At 40.3% G+C, this 23,514-nt stretch carries 24 protein-coding genes and 1 tRNA gene; 15 read left to right on the top strand and 10 right to left on the bottom strand.

From position 1 onward, the window contains the following. Nucleotides 1–37 precede the first annotated feature (37 nt). From LX64_RS21790 to LX64_RS21775, 4 genes are all read left to right on the top strand, one after another. Entirely contained in the window at nt 38–808 is a 771-nt protein-coding gene (locus LX64_RS21790; RefSeq protein WP_111599813.1) for an AMP nucleosidase, read from the top strand. Then, nucleotides 808–2,568: an ABC transporter ATP-binding protein gene (locus LX64_RS21785; protein WP_111599812.1), complete on the top strand. Its 1,761-nt coding sequence runs from the start codon at nt 808–810 to the stop codon at nt 2,566–2,568. Before LX64_RS21790 ends, LX64_RS21785 begins: the two co-directional genes overlap by 1 nt. A 105-nt stretch (nt 2,569–2,673) precedes the next feature. Further along, nucleotides 2,674–3,723 carry a tRNA preQ1(34) S-adenosylmethionine ribosyltransferase-isomerase QueA gene (gene queA / locus LX64_RS21780; RefSeq protein ID WP_111599871.1) on the top strand — a complete coding sequence of 350 codons (1,050 nt, stop codon included), beginning with the start codon at nt 2,674–2,676 and terminating at the stop codon, nt 3,721–3,723. A 106-nt stretch (nt 3,724–3,829) separates the two neighbouring features. Further along, nucleotides 3,830–4,501, top strand: coding sequence for a 2-C-methyl-D-erythritol 4-phosphate cytidylyltransferase (locus LX64_RS21775; RefSeq protein WP_111599870.1), 672 nt, complete (start codon nt 3,830–3,832; stop codon nt 4,499–4,501). A 40-nt stretch (nt 4,502–4,541) separates the two neighbouring features. On the opposite strand, the gene LX64_RS21770 is transcribed toward LX64_RS21775, so the two are convergent. Then, nucleotides 4,542–5,714: a chondroitinase-B domain-containing protein gene (locus LX64_RS21770; RefSeq protein WP_111599811.1), complete on the bottom strand. Its 1,173-nt coding sequence runs from the start codon at nt 5,712–5,714 to the stop codon at nt 4,542–4,544. 279 nt (nt 5,715–5,993) lie between these two features. Between LX64_RS21770 and LX64_RS21765 the strand changes: the two genes are divergently transcribed. Next, nucleotides 5,994–6,968, top strand: a complete 975-nt coding sequence (locus LX64_RS21765; RefSeq protein ID WP_111599810.1) for a Gfo/Idh/MocA family oxidoreductase — start codon at nt 5,994–5,996, stop codon at nt 6,966–6,968. A gap of 53 nt (nt 6,969–7,021) precedes the next feature. On the opposite strand, the gene radC is transcribed toward LX64_RS21765, so the two are convergent. Then, entirely contained in the window at nt 7,022–7,738 is a 717-nt protein-coding gene (gene radC, locus LX64_RS21760; protein ID WP_111599809.1) for a RadC family protein, read from the bottom strand. Nucleotides 7,739–7,945: 207 nt separating this feature from the next. Here radC and LX64_RS21755 point away from each other — a divergent pair, with 207 nt between their 5' ends. From LX64_RS21755 to LX64_RS21740, 4 genes are all read left to right on the top strand, one after another. Further along, the gene (locus LX64_RS21755) at nt 7,946–8,896 is read left to right on the top strand and encodes a ribose-phosphate pyrophosphokinase (protein WP_111599808.1); all 951 of its coding nucleotides are present in this window, start codon (nt 7,946–7,948) and stop codon (nt 8,894–8,896) included. 41 nt (nt 8,897–8,937) lie between these two features. Further along, nucleotides 8,938–9,519, top strand: a complete 582-nt coding sequence (locus LX64_RS21750; protein ID WP_111599807.1) for a 50S ribosomal protein L25 — start codon at nt 8,938–8,940, stop codon at nt 9,517–9,519. 157 nt (nt 9,520–9,676) lie between these two features. Then, nucleotides 9,677–10,246 (top strand): aminoacyl-tRNA hydrolase, encoded by a 570-nt coding sequence (pth, locus tag LX64_RS21745; RefSeq protein ID WP_111599806.1) that lies wholly within the window; start codon nt 9,677–9,679, stop codon nt 10,244–10,246. 193 nt (nt 10,247–10,439) lie between these two features. Continuing rightward, a complete protein-coding gene (locus LX64_RS21740) occupies nt 10,440–11,051 on the top strand; it encodes a fumarylacetoacetate hydrolase family protein (RefSeq protein ID WP_111599805.1) in 612 nt (203 codons plus the stop codon). Between the two features lie 86 nt (nt 11,052–11,137). Here the strand turns inward: LX64_RS21740 and LX64_RS21735 are convergent, their stop codons facing one another. Next, a complete protein-coding gene (locus LX64_RS21735) occupies nt 11,138–11,572 on the bottom strand; it encodes a MarR family winged helix-turn-helix transcriptional regulator (RefSeq protein ID WP_211324867.1) in 435 nt (144 codons plus the stop codon). 84 nt (nt 11,573–11,656) lie between these two features. Between LX64_RS21735 and LX64_RS21730 the strand changes: the two genes are divergently transcribed. The 3 genes from LX64_RS21730 (at nt 11,657) to LX64_RS21720 (ending at nt 14,502) form a co-directional block, all read left to right on the top strand. Next, nucleotides 11,657–13,768 carry an alpha-ketoacid dehydrogenase subunit alpha/beta gene (locus LX64_RS21730; protein ID WP_245952771.1) on the top strand — a complete coding sequence of 704 codons (2,112 nt, stop codon included), beginning with the start codon at nt 11,657–11,659 and terminating at the stop codon, nt 13,766–13,768. A gap of 100 nt (nt 13,769–13,868) precedes the next feature. Then, nucleotides 13,869–13,942: transfer RNA gene (locus LX64_RS21725), tRNA-Met, on the top strand. Between the two features lie 74 nt (nt 13,943–14,016). Then, a complete protein-coding gene (locus LX64_RS21720; protein ID WP_111599804.1) occupies nt 14,017–14,502 on the top strand; it encodes a phosphatase domain-containing putative toxin in 486 nt (161 codons plus the stop codon). 84 nt (nt 14,503–14,586) lie between these two features. Here LX64_RS21720 and LX64_RS26520 read toward each other — a convergent pair whose 3' ends face one another. The 6 genes from LX64_RS26520 to LX64_RS21685 all read right to left on the bottom strand — a co-directional run bounded on the left by LX64_RS26520 (nt 14,587) and on the right by LX64_RS21685 (nt 18,934). Beyond that, on the bottom strand, nt 14,587–15,444 hold the full coding sequence (locus LX64_RS26520) for a DUF7003 family protein (protein ID WP_111599803.1): 858 nt from the start codon (nt 15,442–15,444) through the stop codon (nt 14,587–14,589). Continuing rightward, complete coding sequence (locus LX64_RS21710) at nt 15,441–16,166, bottom strand: DoxX family protein (protein WP_111599802.1); 726 nt, start codon at nt 16,164–16,166, stop codon at nt 15,441–15,443. Before LX64_RS21710 ends, LX64_RS26520 begins: the two co-directional genes overlap by 4 nt. An 83-nt stretch (nt 16,167–16,249) precedes the next feature. Continuing rightward, a complete protein-coding gene (locus LX64_RS21705; RefSeq protein ID WP_111599801.1) occupies nt 16,250–16,591 on the bottom strand; it encodes a hypothetical protein in 342 nt (113 codons plus the stop codon). A 55-nt stretch (nt 16,592–16,646) separates the two neighbouring features. After that, nucleotides 16,647–17,099, bottom strand: coding sequence for a hypothetical protein (locus LX64_RS21700; RefSeq protein ID WP_111599800.1), 453 nt, complete (start codon nt 17,097–17,099; stop codon nt 16,647–16,649). 372 nt (nt 17,100–17,471) lie between these two features. After that, nucleotides 17,472–18,281 (bottom strand): TlpA family protein disulfide reductase, encoded by an 810-nt coding sequence (locus LX64_RS21690; protein WP_111599798.1) that lies wholly within the window; start codon nt 18,279–18,281, stop codon nt 17,472–17,474. A gap of 62 nt (nt 18,282–18,343) precedes the next feature. Further along, nucleotides 18,344–18,934 (bottom strand): hypothetical protein, encoded by a 591-nt coding sequence (locus tag LX64_RS21685; RefSeq protein WP_111599797.1) that lies wholly within the window; start codon nt 18,932–18,934, stop codon nt 18,344–18,346. A 175-nt stretch (nt 18,935–19,109) separates the two neighbouring features. Here LX64_RS21685 and LX64_RS21680 point away from each other — a divergent pair, with 175 nt between their 5' ends. After that, nucleotides 19,110–20,363 carry an erythromycin esterase family protein gene (locus LX64_RS21680; protein ID WP_111599796.1) on the top strand — a complete coding sequence of 418 codons (1,254 nt, stop codon included), beginning with the start codon at nt 19,110–19,112 and terminating at the stop codon, nt 20,361–20,363. 614 nt (nt 20,364–20,977) lie between these two features. Here LX64_RS21680 and LX64_RS21670 read toward each other — a convergent pair. Beyond that, the gene (locus tag LX64_RS21670) at nt 20,978–22,087 is read right to left on the bottom strand and encodes a suppressor of fused domain protein (RefSeq protein WP_111599794.1); all 1,110 of its coding nucleotides are present in this window, start codon (nt 22,085–22,087) and stop codon (nt 20,978–20,980) included. Between the two features lie 194 nt (nt 22,088–22,281). On the opposite strand from LX64_RS21670, the gene yiaA reads away from it, so the two are divergent. Both yiaA and LX64_RS21660 read left to right on the top strand, forming a co-directional pair. Beyond that, entirely contained in the window at nt 22,282–22,680 is a 399-nt protein-coding gene (gene yiaA / locus LX64_RS21665) for an inner membrane protein YiaA (RefSeq protein ID WP_111599793.1), read from the top strand. A gap of 389 nt (nt 22,681–23,069) precedes the next feature. Then, complete coding sequence (locus LX64_RS21660) at nt 23,070–23,456, top strand: hypothetical protein (protein ID WP_148707424.1); 387 nt, start codon at nt 23,070–23,072, stop codon at nt 23,454–23,456. Nucleotides 23,457–23,514 lie beyond the last annotated feature (58 nt).

Below are 23,514 nucleotides of genomic sequence, written 5' to 3'. Positions count from 1 at the left end.
TTGAAGAAAAATCCCTACATTTACTTGTCAAAAAGCTATGAAGACAAAAGAAGAGATTGTAGCTAATTGGCTCCCACGCTACACAGGGGAGAAACTTGAAAGTTTTGGCTCCCACATCCTGCTCACAAATTTTAGTAATTACGTAGAACTTTTCGCTGAATGGAATAACGTGGAAATTGTTGGCCGCGACAGACCTATGCAATGTGCTACAGCCGGCGACATTACCATTATTAACTTTGGTATGGGTAGTCCTGGTGCTGCTACTATCATGGATTTATTATCAGCTATTCACCCTAAAGCCGTACTTTTCCTAGGAAAATGTGGTGGTTTGAAGAAAAAGAACAGCATTGGTGATTTGATTTTACCGATTGCAGCTATCCGTGGTGAAGGTACCTCGAACGACTATTTCCCACCGGAAGTGCCAGCATTACCGGCTTTCGCCTTGCAGAAAGCGATTTCTACTACCATCCGTGAATACGAATGCGACTACTGGACAGGTACTTGTTACTCTACCAACAGGAGGGTTTGGGAACACGACCAAGATTTTAAAGCGTACTTAGAAAGAATTCGTGCAATGGCCATTGATATGGAAACAGCAACAATTTTTTCTGTAGGTTTCTATAACAAGATTCCAACAGGCGCATTATTACTGGTATCGGATCAACCAATGATTCCTGAAGGTGTGAAAACAGAAGCAAGCGACAAAAAGGTAACAACGAAATTCGTTGAACGTCACCTCAAAGTAGGCATCGATTCGTTAAACAACCTCATTAACAGTCACCTTACGGTGAAGCATTTGAGATTCTAATGCATCAACAACCACTGGTTTCAATCGAACAACTACGCGTTACTTTCACCGGCGAACACGAAACGGTGACGGCTGTGAAAGATATTTCACTTAGCGTAGCGCCCGGCGAAATGTTAGCAATTGTAGGCGAATCTGGCTCTGGGAAGTCGGTTACAGCCTTATCAATTATGCAACTGATCCAAGCGCCGGGTAAAATTGCCGGTGGTAAAATTGTTTTTAACGGTGATGGGCATACGAATAGAGATTTATTGTCGCTCTCTCCTGGCGACGTTCGTGCCTACCGGGGGAATGATGTGGGGATGATCTTTCAAGAACCCATGACCTCCCTTAACCCTTTGTATACATGTGGGTTCCAGGTAATGGAAGCCATTCGTGTGCATAAAAAAGTTTCACAAGAAGAAGCGAAGCAACAAACCATTGCACTGTTTTCCCAAGTTAAGTTACCCGACCCTCAAAATATTTGGAAACGTTATCCACATGAACTTTCCGGTGGTCAGAAGCAACGTGTAATGATTGCCATGGCCATTAGTTGTAACCCGAAATTATTGATTGCAGATGAACCAACAACAGCGTTGGATGTAACCGTGCAAAAGAGCATACTGGCGCTTTTGAAAGAACTGCAAACCAGCCTTGGGATGAGTATCATCTTTATTACGCACGACCTTGGCGTGGTGGCCGATATGGCCGACCGTGTAGTGGTGATGTATAAAGGAAGTATTGTAGAAGAAGGTGCCGTAAAGCAAGTGTTCGACAACCCGCAACATCCTTACACCAAAGGATTGCTGGCATGTAGGCCACCATTAGAACATAAATTATTGCGTTTGCCTGTTATCCGCGATTTCATGGAAGTGAATGCCGATGGATCTTTGGAGGCAAAACAAACAGATATAAAGGCGCTGCAGGAGGCTTTGATATTACCACCTGCTGTGAAATCGGCGCGTATTGCGCTTTTGCAATCAAGTGCTCCTATCTTGGAGGTGCAGCATTTGCATAAATGGTTTCCAACACGTACGAATGTTTTTGGGAAAGTGCAAGCGTACTTTAAAGCGGTGAATGACTTGAGCTTTGATGTGAAGACGGGCGAAACACTTGGGCTAGTAGGCGAATCGGGTTGTGGAAAAACAACGCTTAGTAGAACATTGTTGCGGTTAACCGAGCCTACCGCCGGCGATATACTGTATAAAGGGAAAAGCATCACCGGGTTTTCCACATCGGAACTGAGGGATTTTCGCAAGCATATGCAATTGATATTCCAAGACCCATATTCATCTCTTAATCCCCGTATGACGATTGGCGAAGCTATTTTGGAACCTATGCATGTGCATGGATTACATAGCAATGATACACAGCGGAAGGAGAAAGTATACGAGTTATTGGAAAAAGTAAACTTGTTACCTAGTCATTACAACCGTTATCCACACGAATTTTCTGGTGGGCAAAGGCAGCGGATTGTTATTGCCCGTGCATTGGCCTTAGAGCCGGAGTTTATTATTTGCGATGAATCGGTATCGGCATTGGATGTAAGTATCCAAGCACAGGTGCTGAACTTGCTTATGCAACTGAGAGAAGAATACAACTTTACTTATATCTTTATTTCTCACGATTTGTCGGTTGTACATTTTATGAGCGACCGGATGATGGTGATGAATAAAGGCCAAATAGAAGAAATGGGTGCTGCCGATGCTATTTATCAAAACCCGCAATCGCCTTATACGCAGCAATTGATAGCGGCTATCCCGGGGAAGGCATTACATCAATAAAAACTTTATTATAATAACTTTAACTATTCACAAAGGATTGTTTTTTTGATATAATTGATTATATTACGTACCTTCGCCCCCTTAAAATTACATTCATACCGTAATATGAAATTATCACAATTCAAATTCGACCTCCCTCTAAACCTGATTGCTCAACACCCATCTAAAACTAGGGATGAAGCCCGTTTAATGGTTGTACACCGTTCAACCGGTAAAATCGAGCACAAAGTTTTCAAAGACATCTTGGGTTATTTCAACGACAAAGACGTAATGGTAGTGAACAATACGAAAGTGTTCCCTGCTCGTTTGTATGGTCGTAAAGAAAAAACCGGTGCTAAAATCGAAGTGTTCTTGTTGCGCGAGTTGAACAAGGCAAATCGTTTATGGGATGTGATCGTTGACCCTGCACGTAAAATCCGTGTGGGTAATAAATTATACTTTGGCGACGACGAATCATTAGTAGCGGAAGTTATCGATAACACCACATCTCGTGGTCGTACGATCCGTTTCTTGTTCGAAGGTAGCGAAGAGGAGTTCAAACAAGTATTAGATAGCTTGGGTGAAACACCACTTCCTAAATACATCAAACGTAAGCCAGAAGAGGACGATAAAGAACGTTACCAAACTGTATATGCTAAGTATGAAGGTGCAGTAGCTGCTCCAACAGCAGGTTTGCACTTCAGCCGCGAGTTGATCAAACGCCTTGAAATTAAAGGTGTGAAATTCGCAGAAGTTACTTTACATACAGGTTTAGGTACTTTCCGCCCAATCGAAGTAGAAGATTTGAGCAAACACAAAATGGATGCTGAATACTTCCACATCGATGAAACAGCAGTGAAAATTGTAAACAAAGCGAAAGAAGAAAACCGCAAAGTGTGCGCGATTGGTACTACCAGCGTGCGTGCAGTTGAATCTTCCGTAACCGCTCAAAACCATTTGAAAGCAGCCGAAGGTTGGACGAATACATTTATTCACCCTCCTTACGATTTCGCTATTCCAAATGCTTTGGTAACTAACTTCCACTTGCCTAAAACAAGTTTATTGATCATGGTGAGCGCTTTCGCTGGCTACGATTTAGTAATGGAAGCTTACCAACAAGCCATCAAAGAAAAATACCGTTTCTTTAGCTATGGCGATGCTATGTTGATTCTCTAATCGATCTAACATATTGAAGAAAGTTCCGCTGAAAGGCGGGACTTTTTTTATGCCTTGTCGTTAAGCTACCCTATTTTCGTACAGCAGTTCCCGTTAAATGCTCACAATGCAATCAAGACAAAAAATAGCCATTATCGTTGCCGGTGGAGCCGGTTTAAGAATGGGGAGTGATATTCCCAAGCAATTCCTGCATCTCCATGGCAAGCCCGTTATTCACCATACTTTGCAAGCATTCTTATCTGCGTACGATGATATGCAGGTAATACTCGTTTGCCCTTCGGCCCACCAAGTAATTGCCCAAGAGATTGTAGCAGGGTTGTCTAAACCTTCGGCGGTGAAAGTAATCCAGGGAGGTGAAACGAGGTTCCATTCAGTGAAAAATGGTTTGCAGGAGGTTACAGCACCTTCGGTAGTATTTGTACATGACGGGGTGAGGCCCTTGGTATCGACTGAACTGATCCAAACCTGTTACGAGGCGGCCATTGCCCATGGTAGTGCGATTCCGGCTATTCCTATGAAGGATAGTATACGCGAGGTACAAGGCGAGCATAACAAAGCGGTTGACCGCGAGTGTTATAAGATTATTCAAACGCCGCAAACGTTCTTGTCGGAAATTATATTACCGGCCTTTGATCATCCTTACGATCCATTGTTTACCGATGAGGCAACGGTGGCAGAGAAGAATGGTCACCCTGTGCACTTGGTAGCAGGAGAGGAGGCTAACATTAAAATCACAAAGCCGCTGGATTTAATCATCGCAACGGCTTTAATGCAATAAATCATTTTGTTGACGGTCTTTACTTTGTAAAGGCCGTTTTTTATTGTTCTACCACCGTGGTACCGTTTTGCTTGAATTTGTTGTTGACAAGTGTATTGTTATACGGGGCAACATCTTGCATAACACGGGAAGGGTAGCGAATGGTATCAAATTTTCCGCGCCAATCTACATTCTTGGCATCGCCTACGAAAATTGCGGTTTGCGTGTTTTCGATCTTGTTATTCTTTACTACGCAATCGCTGGCCGCTACGTAGAAACCTACTTCGCCTTTATGTTTAACCATGCCGTACATTAAACGGATGCCTGTTTTTACATTCGTAATTTTATTGCCTTGGATGATATGGCCTGTTCCGTTAACCCGGATGCCGCAATTGCCGCCAACAATCGTGTTGTTTTCTATGATGCAATCGTGCCCGCCGCGCATCACAAGTTCTCCGTCGCAATCTTCGAAATAATTATCGCGGTAGTAGTTATTGCTGCATTTATTGCTGATTACTTCGGGTTCGCCTTTGCAACGAATGAATTTGTTGTTGCGCACGGTGGTATTGGTGTAGAAGTGGCCTAGCAGTACGGGGTCTTGACCTATTTGGATACACTCGCCGCCGTTATTGTTCGTCCAGCTAACGGGGGCTTTATTTTCGAACTTGTTTTTCTCTATTAGCGTGTAATGGGGCGCGTTTTCCTTGGTTACTTTTACTTGCACATCTTGGTTATCGATATTGCCGGAGAAGAGGCAATTGTCGACCGTATTGTATTCCCCGGGGCCGCCAACTATTACTAGTGGGAGGTATTGGGATTTAGCAATGTTTTGATAGAAAGTGCAAGCGGTAAGCCGGCAGTGCTTGGTATTGTTCATTTCAACCAGTACGCCGGGTTGTTTGCCTTCGCGTAGGATGGTGCAGTTATTGAAATGGATGCCTTTTAAGATGGTATAGCTGCCTGTTAGTTTAAATATGGGTTGGGTAGCAGTGCCGGTGAATATTACCTTGCCCGGGGTGGCTGCTTCGATAATGACCGGGAGTTTTTGCGTGCCTTGGGTATTGAGTGTAATGGCCCAGGGGGTGTAGGTACCTTCGGCAATCAGTACTTTGTCGCCGGCTTGGAGTTTTGGTACCAGTTCCCGTAGGGCTTGCTCGTTATTAACAGTATAATTCGTACAAAAAGCAGCCTGTGCCAAGAGTAGCATGCACAGCAGGGATAAGAAAAGTTTCATATGCGTGGATATATGTTTCTGTTAATATACAAAATCCAACGCGCTAATTCCCTGCATGTATATTGTAAAGCCTAGCTGGTTGTATGTCAAAGAACTATTTGTTTTTACAGATAGCGGCGTAAAAGGCCTTAATTTTTAATTATTTCGTAATAAGTCAACCATAGAAATTCATGTTATGAAATTCTTAACTGTCTTATATTTTTTTCTTTCTCATTTACCAATTACGCCGTTACTTTGCAGCGTTATATCACTATTGTTATAGTTATTAAATCAATTCACATGCTTAAAATAGGCTTGTTCGGCGTTGGACATCTCGGTAAAATTCACTTATCGCAACTTACCACCATGAAGGATGTAGAAGTGGTAGGCTTCTTCGATCCTAATGATGCAAACGCGGCGAGTGTGCACGATCAATATAATCTTCCCCGTTACTCTTCAGCCGAAGAGCTTATTCATGCAGTGGATGCGATTGATATTGTGGCGCCTACTACCTTGCACTTTCAATTATGCGAGTTGGCCATTCGGAATGGCAAACACGTATTTGTTGAGAAGCCAATGACGAATACGATCGAGGAAGGTAAAACCCTCGTGAAGCTCGTAGAAGAAGGCAATATCAAATTCCAAGTAGGTCACGTTGAGCGTTTCAACCCGGCATTCTTGGCGTTGAAAGGGTATGAACTGAAACCTATGTTTATCGAAGTACATCGTTTGGCGGAGTTTAATCCACGTGGTACAGATGTAAGCGTGATCCTTGATTTGATGATTCACGATATCGATATTGTATTGAGTATTGTAAAATCTACGATCAGCCGTATTTCTGCGAGTGGTGTTGCTGTTATGAGCGACACGCCTGATATTGCCAATGTTCGTATCGAATTCCATAATGGTTGTGTTGCGAATCTTACTTCTAGCCGTATCTCTTTGAAGAAAATGCGTAAAATGCGTTTCTTCCAGAAAGACGCTTATATTGGTATTGACTTCCTTGACAAGAAAACTGAGATTATCAAGTTGAAAACGCCGGAAGATGAAGGCAAATTCACCCTTGATATTGCTACTAATTCAGGTAAGAAGACAATCGCGATCGACAACCCGGAAATCAAGCAATCGAACGCCATCCGTATGGAGCTCGAGATGTTCAGGGATAGCATTCTTCAAAACAAGCCGGTAGCTGTCAATGTAATCGACGGTTTCCAGGCATTAGAAGTAGCACACCAGATTCTTGCGAAAATCAGTAAAACCCAAACTGAGGCATAATTTTCAGTTTATCAATATTTTCACAAAGCCATGCGTATGCATGGCTTTGTTGTTTATATGAGGCCATCATCTTTGAAGCTATAATAGCCTGCATCCGACACGATGATATGATCTATTATATCTATATCAAGGAGTTTACCGGCATTTGTTAGCTTCTTTGTGATATTTATATCGTGGGTGCTTGCCCGTAAACTTCCGGAAGGGTGGTTGTGGCAGATCAATAACTTGGTGGCTTTTAGATATAGCGCTTCTTTGAACAAGATTTTGGGATCTACTACGGTGCCTGTAATGCCTCCTGTGCTCAAACAACGATGGCTGAGTACTCTTTGAGATTGGTTCAAAAACAGTACGAAAAATGATTCTGTAGATTGATCGGCCAACAATGGTTGAAGGTAATGGGCAGCGTCGGCACTGTTCCTTACGATAACTCGTTCATCCAAGAACCCGTTTCGCCGTCTTCCAAGTTCTAAAGCGGCTAAAATAGTAACGGCTTTTGCGGTGCCGATGCCGTAATTATCTTCCAATTGCTGTATATCGTATTTTGCCAGGTTAAACAAACTGTTATCTACCTTTTCGAGTAAGCTTTTGGCTATATCTATGGCCGATTTTGAGCCTTTCCCGGCATTGATCAAAATGGCTAATAGTTCAACATTGCTCATGAATAGGGGGCCTTTAGCAACTAGCTTTTCACGTGGTTTGTCTTCTTCTGGCCAATACTTAATACTGGTTTGCTTAATGGGTGTTTTCTTGGGGGTAACTATTGTGTTCATCTGGATGGCTTTTTTCAAATCTAATATATTTAGTAAAATTGGCTAATTATTTTAGTATTATTTTTTCGTTTTCTTTTAAAACATAATACCAGTAAGGCTTCTATTTTGTTTTTCTATTTACCCTCCTTTCATGCTCTTTAAAAAATCTTACGGAATGTGTACCAGGAGCTCTCAAATTCCGTAGTTTTGCACCTCTTTTCCTCGATCATGAATCCATCTGTTAAAATCTTTACGGGCAATAGTAATCCTGCTTTGGCAGAGAGAATTGCAGCTAAGTACGGTAACGGCTTAGGCAAGGTCAAAATCCAGAAATTTAGCGACGGCGAATTTCAACCGGTATTTTTAGAAAGCATCCGCGGTGATTATGTTTTTTTAGTGCAAGGCACGAATGCTCCTACCGATAACCTTATGGAACTACTTTTAATGATTGACGCTGCAAAACGTGCTTCTGCAGGCTATATCACGGTAGTTATTCCATATTTTGGTTTCGCTAGGCAGGATAGAAAAGACAAGCCACGTGTAGCCATTGGGTCAAAATTGGTAGCTAACTTGCTTACTTCGGCAGGTGCTAACCGTGTGATTACTATGGATTTGCACGCTCCGCAGATTCAAGCTTTCTTCGATATCCCGGTAGATCACCTCGATAGTTCGGCGATTTTTATTCCTTATATAGAAAATCTAAAGCTAGAAAACCTTACCTTTGCGTCCCCTGACGTTGGGAGTACTACGCGTGTTCGCGAGGTAGCCTCTTACTTCAATGCTGAGATGGTTATTTGCGACAAACACCGTAAGAGGGCGAATGAAATTGCTTCGATGGTGGTGATTGGTGATGTTACAAATAGGGACATTGTGTTGATTGATGACATTTGTGACACTGCCGGTACTTTAACGAAATCAGCATCATTGTTGATGGAGAAAGGGGCAAGAAGTGTGCGTGCTTTTTGTACACACCCGGTATTGAGTGGTAAAGCTTATGAAAATATCGAGAATTCGGTATTGGAAGAATTGGTGGTGTGTGATACGATTCCTTTGAAACAAGAGAGCTCGAAGATCAAGGTGATTAGTGTAGCGGAATTGTTTGCAGTAGCGATTCGTAACATGCATGAAAATAAATCTATTACGAGCTTGTTTATTCACAGCCAGCGCCGCGATAGGTAATTACAGCGAAATTTATTTTTAAAAACATAAATGTTTAAACAATGAAAACAATAACCGTAGAAGGACAACTCAGAAGCGAATACGGCAAAAAAGCCACCCGCCAACTTCGTTCTGAGGGTAAAGTGCCTGGCGTTATTTACGGGGGTGCCGAAATTATCAGCTTTTCTGCTCCAGCTGTAGCATTTAAACCATTGGTTTACACTGCACAATTCCAAGTTGCTGAAGTACAGTTGAACGGTAAATCTTACAAATGTGTAATTAAAGATTTACAATTCGACAAAGTAACGGATGAATTATCTCACGTAGATTTAATGGAATTGGTTGAAGATAAACCAGTTATCGTAACTATTCCATTGAAAATGGTTGGTCAATCAGTAGGTGTTAAAGCCGGTGGTAAATTGGTTGTTAAAATGAAATCTGTTAAAGTGAAAGCTTTACCAAAAGATTTGAAAGAGAACATCGAAGTTAACATCGAGAACTTAGAATTGAACGGTAACATCCGTGTTGAAGATATCGTAGCGCCAGGCTTAGATATTCAAAACTCAGCACGTATTCCAGTTGCTTCTGTAGTAATGACGCGTCAATTACGTCAAGAAGAAGCAGCAGATGCTAAGAAAAAATAAATTGACAAAATAATTATATAATTAGCCCGGCTCTATTTTCGGCCGGGCTTTTTATTTTTGAACCGGGATTTTAAAATAAAGTGGCAATCTTTTTGCTACTATACACTGAAAAATCGGTTACAACGTTATAAAAGGTTGAATAAGGAATAACGCTAATATGAAATACCTGGTTGCTGGCTTGGGTAATATTGGTGCAGAATATGCGCATACCCGGCATAATATAGGATTTGATGTAGCAGATGCGTTTGTGGCGAAACACAATGCTACATGGAAGAGCGACCGCTTGGCAGACGTTGCGGAGGTGAGATGGAAAGGGCGAATATTTGTTGTGATCAAACCCACTACCTATATGAACCTGAGTGGTAAAGCGGTGAAGTATTGGATGGATAAGGAAAGAATACCTATCGAAAATATTTTGGTAATACTTGATGAATTAGCCTTGCCTTTAGAAACGATGAGGTTAAGGGGAAGCGGCAGTGATGCCGGCCATAACGGGTTGAAAAACATTCAGGAAATACTGGGTTCTGATAAATATCCCCGCTTACGCTTTGGAGTTGGAAATAATTACCCCAAGGGCAAGCAAGTAGAATTTGTACTGGGAAAATGGAATAAGGAAGAACTACCTATAGTGAATGCTAAAATCGAGAAAAGTACTGAGCTGATCGAAAGTTTTGCTACGATTGGAATTCAACGAACTATGAACAATTTCAACAACCTTACTTTTTGATTATAGAAGTAAATTGTATATTTCATGGTTAAAGGTACCCCTACCTTTACACTATTGAATATTTAACGGGTACACCGACAGTTTTATAACCTGTAACTAATAGCCTCTTTGGGGTATGAAAATGCAGTGTGCTTCGCGAATAATCTATAGTAAATGACCATAGGCTTTATTAACCTTACAAAATACACGCATTATGAAAATTATCTGCGTTGGAAGAAACTATGCCAAACATGCAGAAGAACTTAAGAATGAAGTGCCCTCCGAACCCGTGATTTTCATGAAACCCAAAAATGCCCTGCTGCAAAACAACCATCCATTCTATTATCCGGAGTTCACCGAAAGTTTGCATTATGAATGCGAATTGGTACTACGTATTTCTAAGAATGGTAAACACATCCAAGAGCGTTTTGCAAACCGGTATTACGATCAAATATCGGTAGGGATCGACTTTACAGCACGCGATATCCAAGAAAAACAAAAAGCAAAAGGTTTACCCTGGGAAATCGCGAAATCGTTCGACAACTCTGCTGTAGTTGGTAAGTTTATCCCCATTACCCCTGAAACGGACTTGGCGGATATTAATTTTTGTCTCTACAAGAACAAGGAAATTGTCCAACAAGGTAACACGAAAGAAATGCTCTTCCCATTCGATCGTTTACTGGCGTACATTTCTAAGTACTTTACGCTCAACATCGGTGACTTAGTTTTCACTGGAACACCTGCAGGTGTTGGGCCAGTAGAAATTGGAGATACTTTAGAGGCCTTTATTGAAAATGACAGTTTGCTAGAATTTATGGTAAAATAATATTGGCTTAGCTGCGAAACCGGAGTTGATAGGTCGTGAGTAAGTTCAACGAAGGTAACCCGGGCTTCGCAGGGCTAATTTATTTCTTAAGGAATATTACTATAAATCACATCTAAAATCCGTGTTAACTCCGCATAATCGTGTTCGGTTAAGTCTTGCCATCCAGTTTTCCTCATTTCTAATACCAAGGGGCGGACATCTTTATATTTTAAATTACCTGCTTCCGTTAGCTGTAAATACACCTTCCTACGGTCGTCTTTCGAGCCAATTCTCAGCACTAACTCCTTCTTTACCAACAATTCAATAATGCGTGAAACCGTAGTGATATCCTTCGAGGTAAGTTTCGCTAACTCATTGTGTGTGATCTTTTTATGCTTGTAGAGGTGCTCTATCAACAGCCACTGGTCTACCGTAATGTCCTTGTTTTGCGCGTCAAACTGTTTTTGCCAGTAATTGCGCAATTTCTTCAATGTAGCATCCAACTTATAAAATGAAGGATTACTGATGAATGTATCTTGCATATTATTATATTTGCATTAGCAATAGTTGCTACAACAACTATTATTTATTTCAAAAACCAACCATCACAACCAAAACTTTCTTACGTGTTTAAAGATAATGTAAGCCTTTCAACTTTGAAAGCAACGCCTTTTAACCGCGATAATAGCGAAGACGTAAAAGACCTGCTTATTACGGCCTTTAAACTCATGTGCACTGCGAAAAGCATGGCGGAAACCTATGAAGCAAACCGTCCTATTTGTAAATACGTTCACTCCACCTCTCGCGGCCACGAAGCTATACAAATCGCAACAGGCTTGCAACTACAATCGCATGATTTTGTAAGTCCGTACTACCGCGATGATTCTATGATGCTCGCAATGGGCTTTACACCCAAGGAGTTAATGCTACAATTGCTGGCTAAAGCAGCAGATCCATTTAGTGGTGGTAGATCCTATTATTGCCATCCTAGTAGTAAAGATCCACTTAAACCCACTATTCCGCATCAAAGTAGTGCCACCGGTATGCAAGTTATTCCTGCAACAGGCATGGCGCAAGGGGTGAAATACTTGGAAAATGCCGGTCTCCGCGATACAAAACATGCCGTGGTAGTATGTTCACTAGGCGACGGTAGTGTTACAGAAGGTGAGGTGAGCGAGGCTTTCCAGTTTGCTGTATTGCACGAATTACCGATTATTTACTTGGTACAAGATAATGAATGGGGTATTTCTGTAAGTGCCGATGAAGCCCGTACGATGGATGCTTACGAGTATGCGGCTGGCTTCAAAGGTTTGGAAAGAATGCGGGTAGATGGAAGTGATTTTGAAGCGAGTTATGAGGCTATGGCTTCAGCGATTGCCTATGTTCGCGAACAACGTAAACCTATTCTCGTGCATGCTACTGTACCGTTGTTGGGGCACCATACTTCCGGTGTTCGTAAGGAATGGTACCGTACAACAGCAGATCTTGAGAAACACAGTGCTAACGATCCATTACCGAAATTATATACCCGTTTAATTGAAATGGGAGCAACAGCTGAAACACTTAGCTGGATAGAGTCGCAAGCATTGCAATTAGTACAAGAAGATTTCTCTGTAGCGTCTCAATCAGCCGATCCTTCCTTGGAATCGGTGCAGCAACATGTGTTTGCTCCAACACCTATTACGGAAGAAGCCGGTACCCGTACACCTGCAAACGGAAGTAAAGTGGTGATGGTAGATGCAGCCTTGCATGCTGTTGAAGAAATCATGCGTACCTATCCAGAAGCAATTTTTTACGGCCAAGATGTGGGCGGAAGATTGGGCGGTGTATTCCGTGAAGCAGCTACTTTAGCCGGAAAATTTGGCGACAGTAGGGTGTATAACACGGCCATCCAAGAAGCATACATTATAGGAAGCACGGTAGGGTTATCGGCAGTGGGTGTGAAACCTATTGTGGAAGTACAGTTTGCGGATTACATATACCCAGGTTTTAACCAATTGGTGAGTGAAATTTCTAAATCGTGTTACCTGAGTAATGGTAAGTTCCCTGTACAATCGCTTATACGCGTTCCAATTGGCGCATATGGTGGTGGTGGACCGTATCATTCCGGCAGCGTAGAAACGACGTTATTGAGCATAAAAGGCATCAAAATCGTATATCCTTCAAATGCCGCGGATATGAAAGGATTGATGAAAGCGGCGTTTTTAGATCCTAATCCTGTTGTGATGTTAGAACACAAAGGGTTGTATTGGAGTAAAGTACCCGGCACACTCGATGCTATGATGATAGAACCTGCTGATGATTACGTGATTCCATTGGGTAAAGCGAATACTGTTTTAGAAGCAGCAACGGCACAAGTAGAGCAAGGTAATAGCATGTGTATTATTACCTATGGGATGGGAGTGTATTGGGCAAAAGCAGCAGCCGCTAAATTTGAAGGAAGTGTAACGGTGATTGATTTAAGAACACTGTTTCCTTTGGATGAAGAATTGATTTTTGAAACGGTTCGACAGCATGGTAAATGTTTGATCTTAACAGAAGAGCAAATGAACAATTCGTTTTCACAAGCATTAGCTGCACGCGTACAACAAACATGCTTTAAGTATTTGGATGCACCTGTATTTACGATGGGTGCACTTGATTTACCGGCTGTTCCATTGAATATGGAATTAGAGAAAGTGATGTTACCAAATGCAGAAAAAGTAGCGGCGAAAATTGCTGAAATATTAGGGTACTAAAATTTTTTTCAAACTTTTTTACACTTTACTTTGAAATTCAATTTTTTTGCACTTATCTTTGCACTCCGATTTTGAGAGAACGACAACGTGGAGTGCATATGGCGAGGTAGCTCAGGTGGTTAGAGCACAGGATTCATAACCCTGAGGTCTCGGGTTCAAGTCCCGATCTCGCTACTGGTAAAAAGGCTTAGATGATTCATCTAAGCCTTTTTTGTTTTTGATAACCTCTTATATATTCCCTCTAATTCATGCCTACAAAAATTTACTGGATTCATTCTTTTACAAATGATGCCAAGATTGGCATTATGCCTCGCCCACGTGGTGGCGATTGGTTAGAGGACGAGATAGTTTTTCTTAAGCGACAGAAAGTTACTTTACTCGTTTCCCTTCTTGAAGTTAACGAGATCATGGAATTGGGATTGAAGGATGAAGAAGCACTTTGTATTAAATATGGAATTAAGTTCATTCACTTTCCGATTGTCGATAGAAGTACTCCTGTTAATGCCAATGGATTTATTCAAAAACTATTTGATAGTATTAATGATGGAGCAAATATTGTTATTCATTGTCGAATGGGAATTGGACGATCATCTATTATTGCTGGTGCTGTGTTAACAATAGAAGGATATAATGCAGATGAAATTTTAGAGCGTATCGGAAAGGTGCGTGGATTAAGTGTGCCGGACACAGAAGCGCAAGTCGTTTGGCTTAGAAATAGGATACATGAGAAATAGTATGAACCTTGTACAAGAGATAATTCGTGAAAGAAGATAGATGCATAGATAATATAACATTTAGGCAGTAGAAAGGAGGCATCATTACAAATTCCCAGACTCCCAATTCCGCCAATGATTATTAGCTGCTTGGGTTGGTTTCCATTGTGTAGTATCCTTTGAGACCAATACTTTTGCAACGAGTTGCCATAATTCCTGCTTGCTAGGTAAAATGGATTGTTCATAGGCGCTGGTAAAATGGAATTGGTTTAACACCATCAGCTTATTCAAATGCTGTGGAATATGTTTACGGATATCATATTCAGTTGCTGCAATTAGTGTGGGATTAGTTTCATTCCAAAAACGCAAAATATCTTCAAAAGCAGCAAGGTTTCGAGGGTTCTCATAATCCCGCCATTGTATACCCAAGGCTGCAAACTTTTTAGGTTGATGGGAAAACGGTATAGGTTTATTACGTAACAATATGGTGGTAGTCGTAGGGTCAATAAGTTCAAATTGTTCCATATCGCTGCCAGTACTATTTTGTATGCTCTCGAACGTGGAAGGTTCAATCAATGTAATGTAATCGGTATTAGAAATAGATTTTCTACCAGGGAAGGTATCAATGATATAATCGATACAATTACCAAAATAGTACAAAGTTATTTCGGCTGAAGTGCTGCGGTTATAATACCCGCTTTTTTCAAATACAATTGCCCATTTTTCACCCTCGCTATATAAATGAATCTTACTACTCGCAGTGGCACAGTATCCCTGTTCTAAATCGGGATAGAAAATAAACTTGGTATCGTTAGGTGATATACTGGGCAAATGGAGTGATGTTTGTTCAAGAAATGCAGCATCCATCTCTTGAAGAATATCTTCTTCTGTAAACACTTTTTTATCAATTGGATGATCACAGGCTAAGAGTAATATACATAAGAAGCAAATGGCAATTTTCATCTTTTATTTCTTTTTGTTTTGATGGCTTTATTGTAAGCCGCAACGCATGAATCTAAAGGCTTTCCTTGGTTGTGCACACAATCACAAAAATTGATGCAGGCTTGGGGATCTTCCGAATTTTGACAGTTTTTAGTACAATCGTTGTAAGAATTCCTCGGCATAATTGAGAACACGTTCGTAACAGTAAAACCAACTGCCAGGATTGTTACGAATACACCAAGGAAGAACCACCCCGGGAAGCGGTTATCCCGTGTAAAGTTGGGTGGCAAGGTATCTTTATTACGGTAAAAGGGAAATATGTACTTAAACTTATGGTAATCCCAACAAAGTAAATAAGTACAAGCCAATACCATTAATGGTGAGCTAATAAGTGAACCATCGAATCGAACGGCAAGCGAAAGAATACAAATATTCAAGATCACCGGGAAATATAACACGGCACCCAATGTAGCTGTACGCGGAATCAGCAAAAAGATAGCGGCTAATACTTGTACTACACCAATAAACGTATAATAATAACCGGTATGGTGCAATGCTTCAAGGTAGCTGCCCATTGGGTGAATATTGGGTAAAGCGGTGAAGCGTTCGCCTAGAATTTTTACCATCCCAGAAGGAATAAACCCGGCCGCTAGTGCCACTCTACAAAAAACAGTAAAGTACCCTAGCCACTTATTTTCCCGGGCTCGTAAATGAAGTTGATCAAGCGTGTAGACGATTTTCATAACAGTGAATACTTATTTGAAAGTACTTTGTGTTGCAAAGTTAAATGAAAAATTCATTCTACCAAATCATCTTCAATGGAAGTTTATTGGGTGGGTGAGAGGTATAATTTATCTAAGAATAATAGCACAATTGGATCTTCTAAGCTCTTTACATTTACAGCATATTGCCAGTAGTAGTTCACTTTATATGCACCGTCATCGAGGAATTCAATTTTGATATATTCTTCTTTCATCGCAAGACGAGTATGGCTGTTACGTGTAAAAAAAATATTCCATAGCGAGGTGCCACTATATAGCTTATGTTGGTAACCTTTCTCCATAAGATTTTGGAGGAATGCCAAGGCTGCTTGAGATTGTTGGGTACGAATGTTCGCTTGTATATGGGATTGAATAACTGCAAGGGTTTGATACCAACTTTCTTCCATGGTTTTTATTTCTTATGCTGATAGGGTAATAGAAAGCGGGGCGGACGCCAACCGCTTAGCAATCTCGAAAATTGTAGTTGACTTTATCCAGTACGTCAATGTATTTTTTCTTGTCGTTTTCGGTCAGCTTCTTTTCTTTTAATTCTACTTTCTTTTGGGTAGTACCATTCGGGTGCATCCAAATACCGCTAAATCCTCCATTTTCCTTTTTTAATATTAGCACGCCTGTGAACCTTTCTTCTGCCATAATAAATTGTTCATTATCATTATAATCAATGTTTAATAACAGCCAATTATCTCCTTTCGCCTGCATTTTATTGTACTTGTAAATGCCTTGGTATACTAACTTGGGCTCGCAAGGGTGTGGTTCAGTAGTTAGGAACATCGTAATTTCTATTTTACCATCAACACTACCCGTTAGTAAATAGCCTTTCAATTGTTCTTGTTCCTGCGCCATAACGTTGTATGAGAATAATACGCTACATGCTAGGATGAATAGTTGTTTCATAGTATGAAAATTTCGTAACTCGAAAGTAAGCATTCCTTGCCAACAAAATTTTTTACTAACTTCCTTTGTATGAAATGGAAAATTTTCTTGTTGGCCATACCGGTTATTGTTTTGTTGTACGTTTTCCTGTTGCGAGATAGGTTGGAAAGAGGGGATAGTATTGGAGGCGGGTCGTATGACCTTACTAAATTATATACGGTATGCTTTGCGGGGATTTATTTATTCGTATTGAATATTTTTTTCTTGATACAAGATGCAAGTACAAATAGGTTATTGTTACTGGTTGGAGCGCTTACATTTTTATTTACGGTTTTTATGTTTTCGAAGATGTTATAAAAAAGGCTCCACCTTTTTGTGAAGCCTTTTAGCTATTTATTGTGCTAATAATTTTTTGATAGCGGCATTTAAATCGGTCATATTTTTTTCCGTAAAACCTACCGAAAGAAACCTGATCACCCCATTTTTATCCACTAAGAAGTTACGTGGAATACTGGATGTTCCATATGCTTTACCTACTTCTTTTGTAGGGTCTAATGCTACATTAAAAATAACACCGTTCTTTTTTAAACCGTCCATTGTTTTTTCTACTAGTTCCCTTTTTTCACCTTCTGAAATTGGAAGGAAAACAAGTTCTCCTTTTTCAATCTCTTTTTTGAATGGTTGGAGAATCATTTCCGGTATCTCGTAAAATTCTTTAATACAAGGTGCGCACCAGGTAGCCCAGAAGTTAACCAATACTACTTTGCCCTTTAAGTCCGACATTTTCACTTTTTCGCCGGTAAGCATCTCTACGGTGAAATCTGCTGCTGCATCATTCTCCTTCAACACGTATTCAATTTTACGAGATGGTAAAGTAATGCTGGGTTTGTTGCCAGTAGGTGCGGAGGTAGGTTGTGCAGTAGCCACTTTTTGTTCTCCCGGTGAGTATTGTTCGATATACACAATAAAACGACGATCAATACCCACGGCATCACCCAATTTCTCTTTTAACATAGCATATTTCTCCTCGGTAACACCGTTCGACATACCTTTAATACTACCCATTGGAATCAAATTCAAATGTTCTTTGGACACAACAGAGTCTCCAACGATATAAATAGTTTTGGGCTTTTTTATGGGTTGATCTTGTGCAAAAGTTTGAATGGTCAACAGCAATAGAACGACCGTTAGCATCTTGTTCATATGAAAGTTAATTTAGATTACGAATGTTTCGTAATATTACGAATATTTCGTAAACAATACAATTAACCAATAATTCTTTTTAAGAATTGTAGTAAGAAATCTTGGGTTTCGAAATTATAGTGATGTTCGGCGTGCCCCGTATTACAAACCAGCGTATCATCCAACCAATGAATGGTTTGTACGCGTTCTTTGATCCAAGGATGCTCTTGGATATAATACAACCCGTTTTCATCACGGGTAAGCAGGAATTTTTGCTGCTGCGTGGTTTTGTGAAGGTCGAGTGTAACAAGCTTTCCATCCTCATAATGTAGATGAATGGCATCTGTATCAGTTTCATTGAAGTTGAAGCCGGTTTGCGCAATGGTTGCAAACAGTTCAAATAGCATATAGTCGTAATGAAACTCGCTGCTAATATGGAATGTAGTGGGTTGATAACGGTAATTGGCATCGAAGCTGATCTGCTTGTAATCTAATGCTGCAAATACATCGGTTAAAATGGATAAAACAGGCTCGCCGAAAGGGTTTTGATCAATGGCGAACGCATTTGTATATGGATCGAAAAGAAACTTCTCACCGGCTACAATGCACAAGTACGCGGTTTGGGGTTCGTATATGAAGGTCGTTTCTTTCGGCTGAATTCTTTTAATGGGCATGTGGCGGGATTTTATAATATAAATGTAAAGAATTCACTTCATAATGGCTGCTAATTGATCCTTCGCTACATCTCTTTCATTTCGCACAATAGTACCATTCACCACAAAAGCCGACTACCAACTATAATTTCTACACACAGATTTGTAAGTTTATATCACCCTTTATGATACACGTATGAAGAAACTATGCTTTACTTTGGCTTTTACAGCCATTATTTCCCTCTTTTTGCAATTACCCGTAATTGCCCAGGTAAAACCGCTCAACCCTGCTACAAACGACTTTTCTGCCTTAAAATCGGCTATTGGCAACGCTAGAATTGTTCTCTTAGGCGAACAAACCCATGGGGAAGCGTCGACTTTTGAAATGAAAACCCAGTTAATCAAGTATTTACATGAAGAAATGAACTTCGACGTGCTGGCATTCGAAAGTGGCCTGTTTGATTGCGCAGAAATTTGGCAACGTACCCTAAAAGGCGCCGATTTTGCTGCACAGTTACCAGGTAACCTTTTTTATATGTACGCCGGTTCACAAGAAATGAAACCGCTTTTCAATTATGTACAATCTTTAGTAGGCACTCCACAGCAGCTTTCAATTACTGGTTTCGATAGTCAACACTCGGGCGGTTTTGCGAAAAAGGAATTGTTTCCTGCTTTCGAAGCGTTCCTCCAAAAGCGAGCTGCAAATTTATTGGATAGCAATTTTAATACGTTCAAAAAAGTGACTATTGCAACTATAAATAGTAACACTTACCGACCAAGCGAAGAAGAGAAAAAAGCGTTCTTATCAACCGTACAAAGACTTAAAATTTCCTTGAATGGCAATTTGATAACGGATAGGATGGAAGGTGAAAATATATTTTCAATGCTAGGTTTTTGGAACCAAGTAGTGGCCAGTATTGAATCCCAAGCACTCCGTTATTGGCAAATGGTAGAAGGAAATGAAGTAAGTGTTCGCGATCTCCAAATGGCTAATAACCTTATTTGGTTGGCTGAACAAGCATACCCCGGGAAGAAAATTATCGTATGGGCGCATAATATCCACATCGCGAAAAATACAGATCAAATGATCGTACCCAATTCGCCAGATTTACAAGCGTACCTATCGTCGTACAAGCCAATGGGTGAAACAATTAATAGGTATTTTGGAAAAAAAGCATTTACAATTGGCTTCAACAGCAGCGAAGGTACATTTGTCAATTATACAGATTTTAAAGTCCTCCCTGTTCCCGCAGTCGATCCTACCAGCTTAGAGGCTAAGTTTGCTCAAGAAAAGCTTCCTATTCAGCTATGTAATTTCCATGGCTTGGGTAAATGGTGGCACACACCACAGTTAAGTACTTTATTCGATTTTGTACCTGTAAAAGCGGATTGGTCGAAGGTGTATGATGCAATTTTGTATATTAAAACAGCCACTCCAACAACTAAATAAAATGAATTCTTTCGCTTGCTTTCAACATGTTTTCTACGTCGTCATATAAACATAATAAAGTTGTGCTTCCATTCGATCTAGTATTTTAATAGAAGTTGAAGAAAAATTGAGTTGTTGAACAGCAACCTCTTATCCTGTTTGATGTATTATTCGGTAAATACATTAAAAGCAACACTCCCACTATGATTATAAGCATAGTGGGAGTGTTGAAAGATATGTGAGAATTATTGTTACTAATTCCCTGTATAGTGCGTTATCTAGTGGCTAGAAATTACTTTCCTACATTTAGGAATAGCTTGATTACATTTATGAGCTCTTCTTCTGTTACTTTCCTACCTTCCTTTATCACATGTAGTTTATCTATTTGAATGGGGTCAAGGATTTCTAAATCATAATCATAGTGCAGGATAATATTATCCAAATAGAGATAATTTGTTATATACACCATTCTGTTCTCCCTTACGAAGCCAATTGCACAAAGATCAGCGTCCCAATAGTCGACGATTTGAACTTGATCGAAATTGACGCTCAATTTCAATGTTTCAATAAAATTTAATATTGTAATGTGTTTCTCTAGCTGCATAAGGAGGTGTTTGCTTTTTTAAGCAAAACTATCAATACAAAAACTCGCGCTGCTTCACCACATGGTTATTCCCCGCGTTAATCAATTCTTCCAGCAAAGTAAACCCACCATTCAATACCTCGTGTGCATATTTACGTTCACCTTCCGAAATCGGCATCGCCCAGAATAAATTCACCGGCTCACCATAAATCATAGGCATATTAATCGCTTCCCCATTGTACAATGCTGAAGATAAAATCAAGCTTTCGTAAGGAGCCTCAAGGCTTTGAGAACCCACGGTATGACCTTCTCCAAACCAAGTTACATTGCGCCATGGAGAATCGGCTATACCGCTTAGAATTTCAGCGAATTGCATGATTTGTTGCTCTGTGAAATCCGATTTCTTTATTGCTACAGCTAACTCCATTCTACGGAATCCAGCTGCATTATCATTATACAAGAAATCGACCCATGGCATTGGGCGAATACTCATGCCCAAACTGGCAAAATATACAATGCCATCTTTCTCGAATTGACCCAAAGCCATTGGCGGCCAAGTATCACCATCAATAGAATAATACTTCTCTAAAGTGCCAAAAACTGTTTCGTATGCAGCAATATATTGACCTTGTAAGGTAGCCCATTCTTCTCCCGATTCATCTTCCCATGCTGCCCAAAACGCTTTCGCTTTATCAACTTGTTCGTTAAGCGTTGTCATTTTCGCTGGGTTGTAAGGGAATACCATGCTATCGTCGTCAGCATCTATACAGTCTTTCGCGTAAGCAACGGGTTGATCGGTATATAAACTCCAACCAGGAATGATCCCGATTATTTCATCATCATAAAAAACGGTCACACCATCACCCGCTTCCGACCACAAAATGCTTACTCTTGCAGCTTCTAAAGGTGCTTGCCCGTCGGGATGGTTTACAAATTTAGCTTCCAACATAGGAGCCATGCCCAAGTTCATGGCATTTAAATCCTTACCGGTTGGTGCAGCTTGTATATTTCGTAGCCAACATGGGCGTGGCTTAAATTCATGTGGTAACTTCTCTGCAGGGAAAACATAGCAGTATGCTACGCGGTTATCTTGCTCAACCACGGCATGCATGGTGCCCCTATTATTCGATTGTTCTAATAACACTTCTGGTGCTTGGTACATATAGGAGAGTTTTTTCGTTCATCTAAAAACAGCTTCAAATGTAAGGCAATTGCGTTTCTCTACATTCATTTTATGTTGCTTAACAAAGGGAACCGGGGAAACTAGAAATACTTTACAATTTGTTAAAATACGAAGCAAGTATAGTAAATCCCAAATCTTCGCCGTTATATTGTACTGTAACAATACCTATACGCATGAAACAAAAAACATCTATCGCATTCGTTGCTCTATCTTGGTTAGCATTAGTTATTGGTCTCGCTGGCTATATCATCGGGCTTGTAAATGCAACCATGCAATTGAATGAGAAGGGTTATTATTTCACTGTATTAATGTTCGGTTTATTCGCCGCTGTATCTGTGCAAAAATCTGTACGCGATAAGGCAGAAGGTATTCCCGTAACAGATTTGTACTTTGGCTTAAGCTGGTTCGCTACTTTATTATCAATTGTATTATTGATAGTGGGATTATGGAATGCGACCTTATTACTGAGCGAAAAAGGATTCTACGCATTTGCGTTTATCTTGGCTTTGTTTGGCGCCATTGCAGTACAAAAGAATACACGCGATAATTTGAACGCATCTAAAACAGAATAATCTAATTATTGATTGATTTATTCAAAGCGCCGCCGGTAGTTCCGGTGGCGTTTTTTTTATGTTGAAACCGGGGCAAGATTGTCCGGTTTTGGGATAAACTGTCCGATTTCGCAAAACGGGATTTTTTCAATACCGCCAATCACCTGGTGCGAATCGTCTTTTATAGCAATAGGAAGTAATCGATAACTGCCTGTAACTATTAACTGTATTGGGTTTGAAGTATGCTTGGTGCCCTGTTCGCTTCGTACAAAAATGAACGTTTCGGTGGAACGGGGCTTCCTTTCATCCACTAATAACTATTCATTTCTCACACCTCGAATTGCGTTCTACCTTTGATTCATCAAACGAAACAAACACAAATTTTACAACTCATTTATAAAATTACTATCATGAAAACTATCATCACTCTCATCGCACTTTTAGGTATAGGCTTCCAAGCTATGGCACATAACGATAAAGCAAACCTTGCGAAAATCGCCGTTGAAAATGTAACAAATGTTGCTGCTGTTGGTCCGAAGAAAGTAATGACGGTGAAGAATGCAGCGGGCGAAATTATCATGATGTCACGTTATATCAACGACACTGATTTGCCTGTTGCACTGGTTAATAACTTGATGAAGAAATTACCCAACGAAGTGTTTACATCTATTTTAGAAGTAACTGCACAAGGTGAAAAAACATTCGTGATCACTTTAGAATCTGCCACAGGTTTCAAAGTATTAAAATGTAATACCGATGGTAATTATGAAATCACGATACAGTTCTCAAAAGCTTAATATAATAGTCCAGTTTTGGCAAAATAAATAGTCTCAGTTTACAGGATGAAACACGGCC

It is taken from the genome of Chitinophaga skermanii (assembly GCF_003259335.1).
GTDB lineage: Bacteria > Bacteroidota > Bacteroidia > Chitinophagales > Chitinophagaceae > Chitinophaga > Chitinophaga skermanii.
Note: the sequence above shows the minus strand (reverse complement) of the source record. Positions and strands in the feature narration are given on the sequence as shown.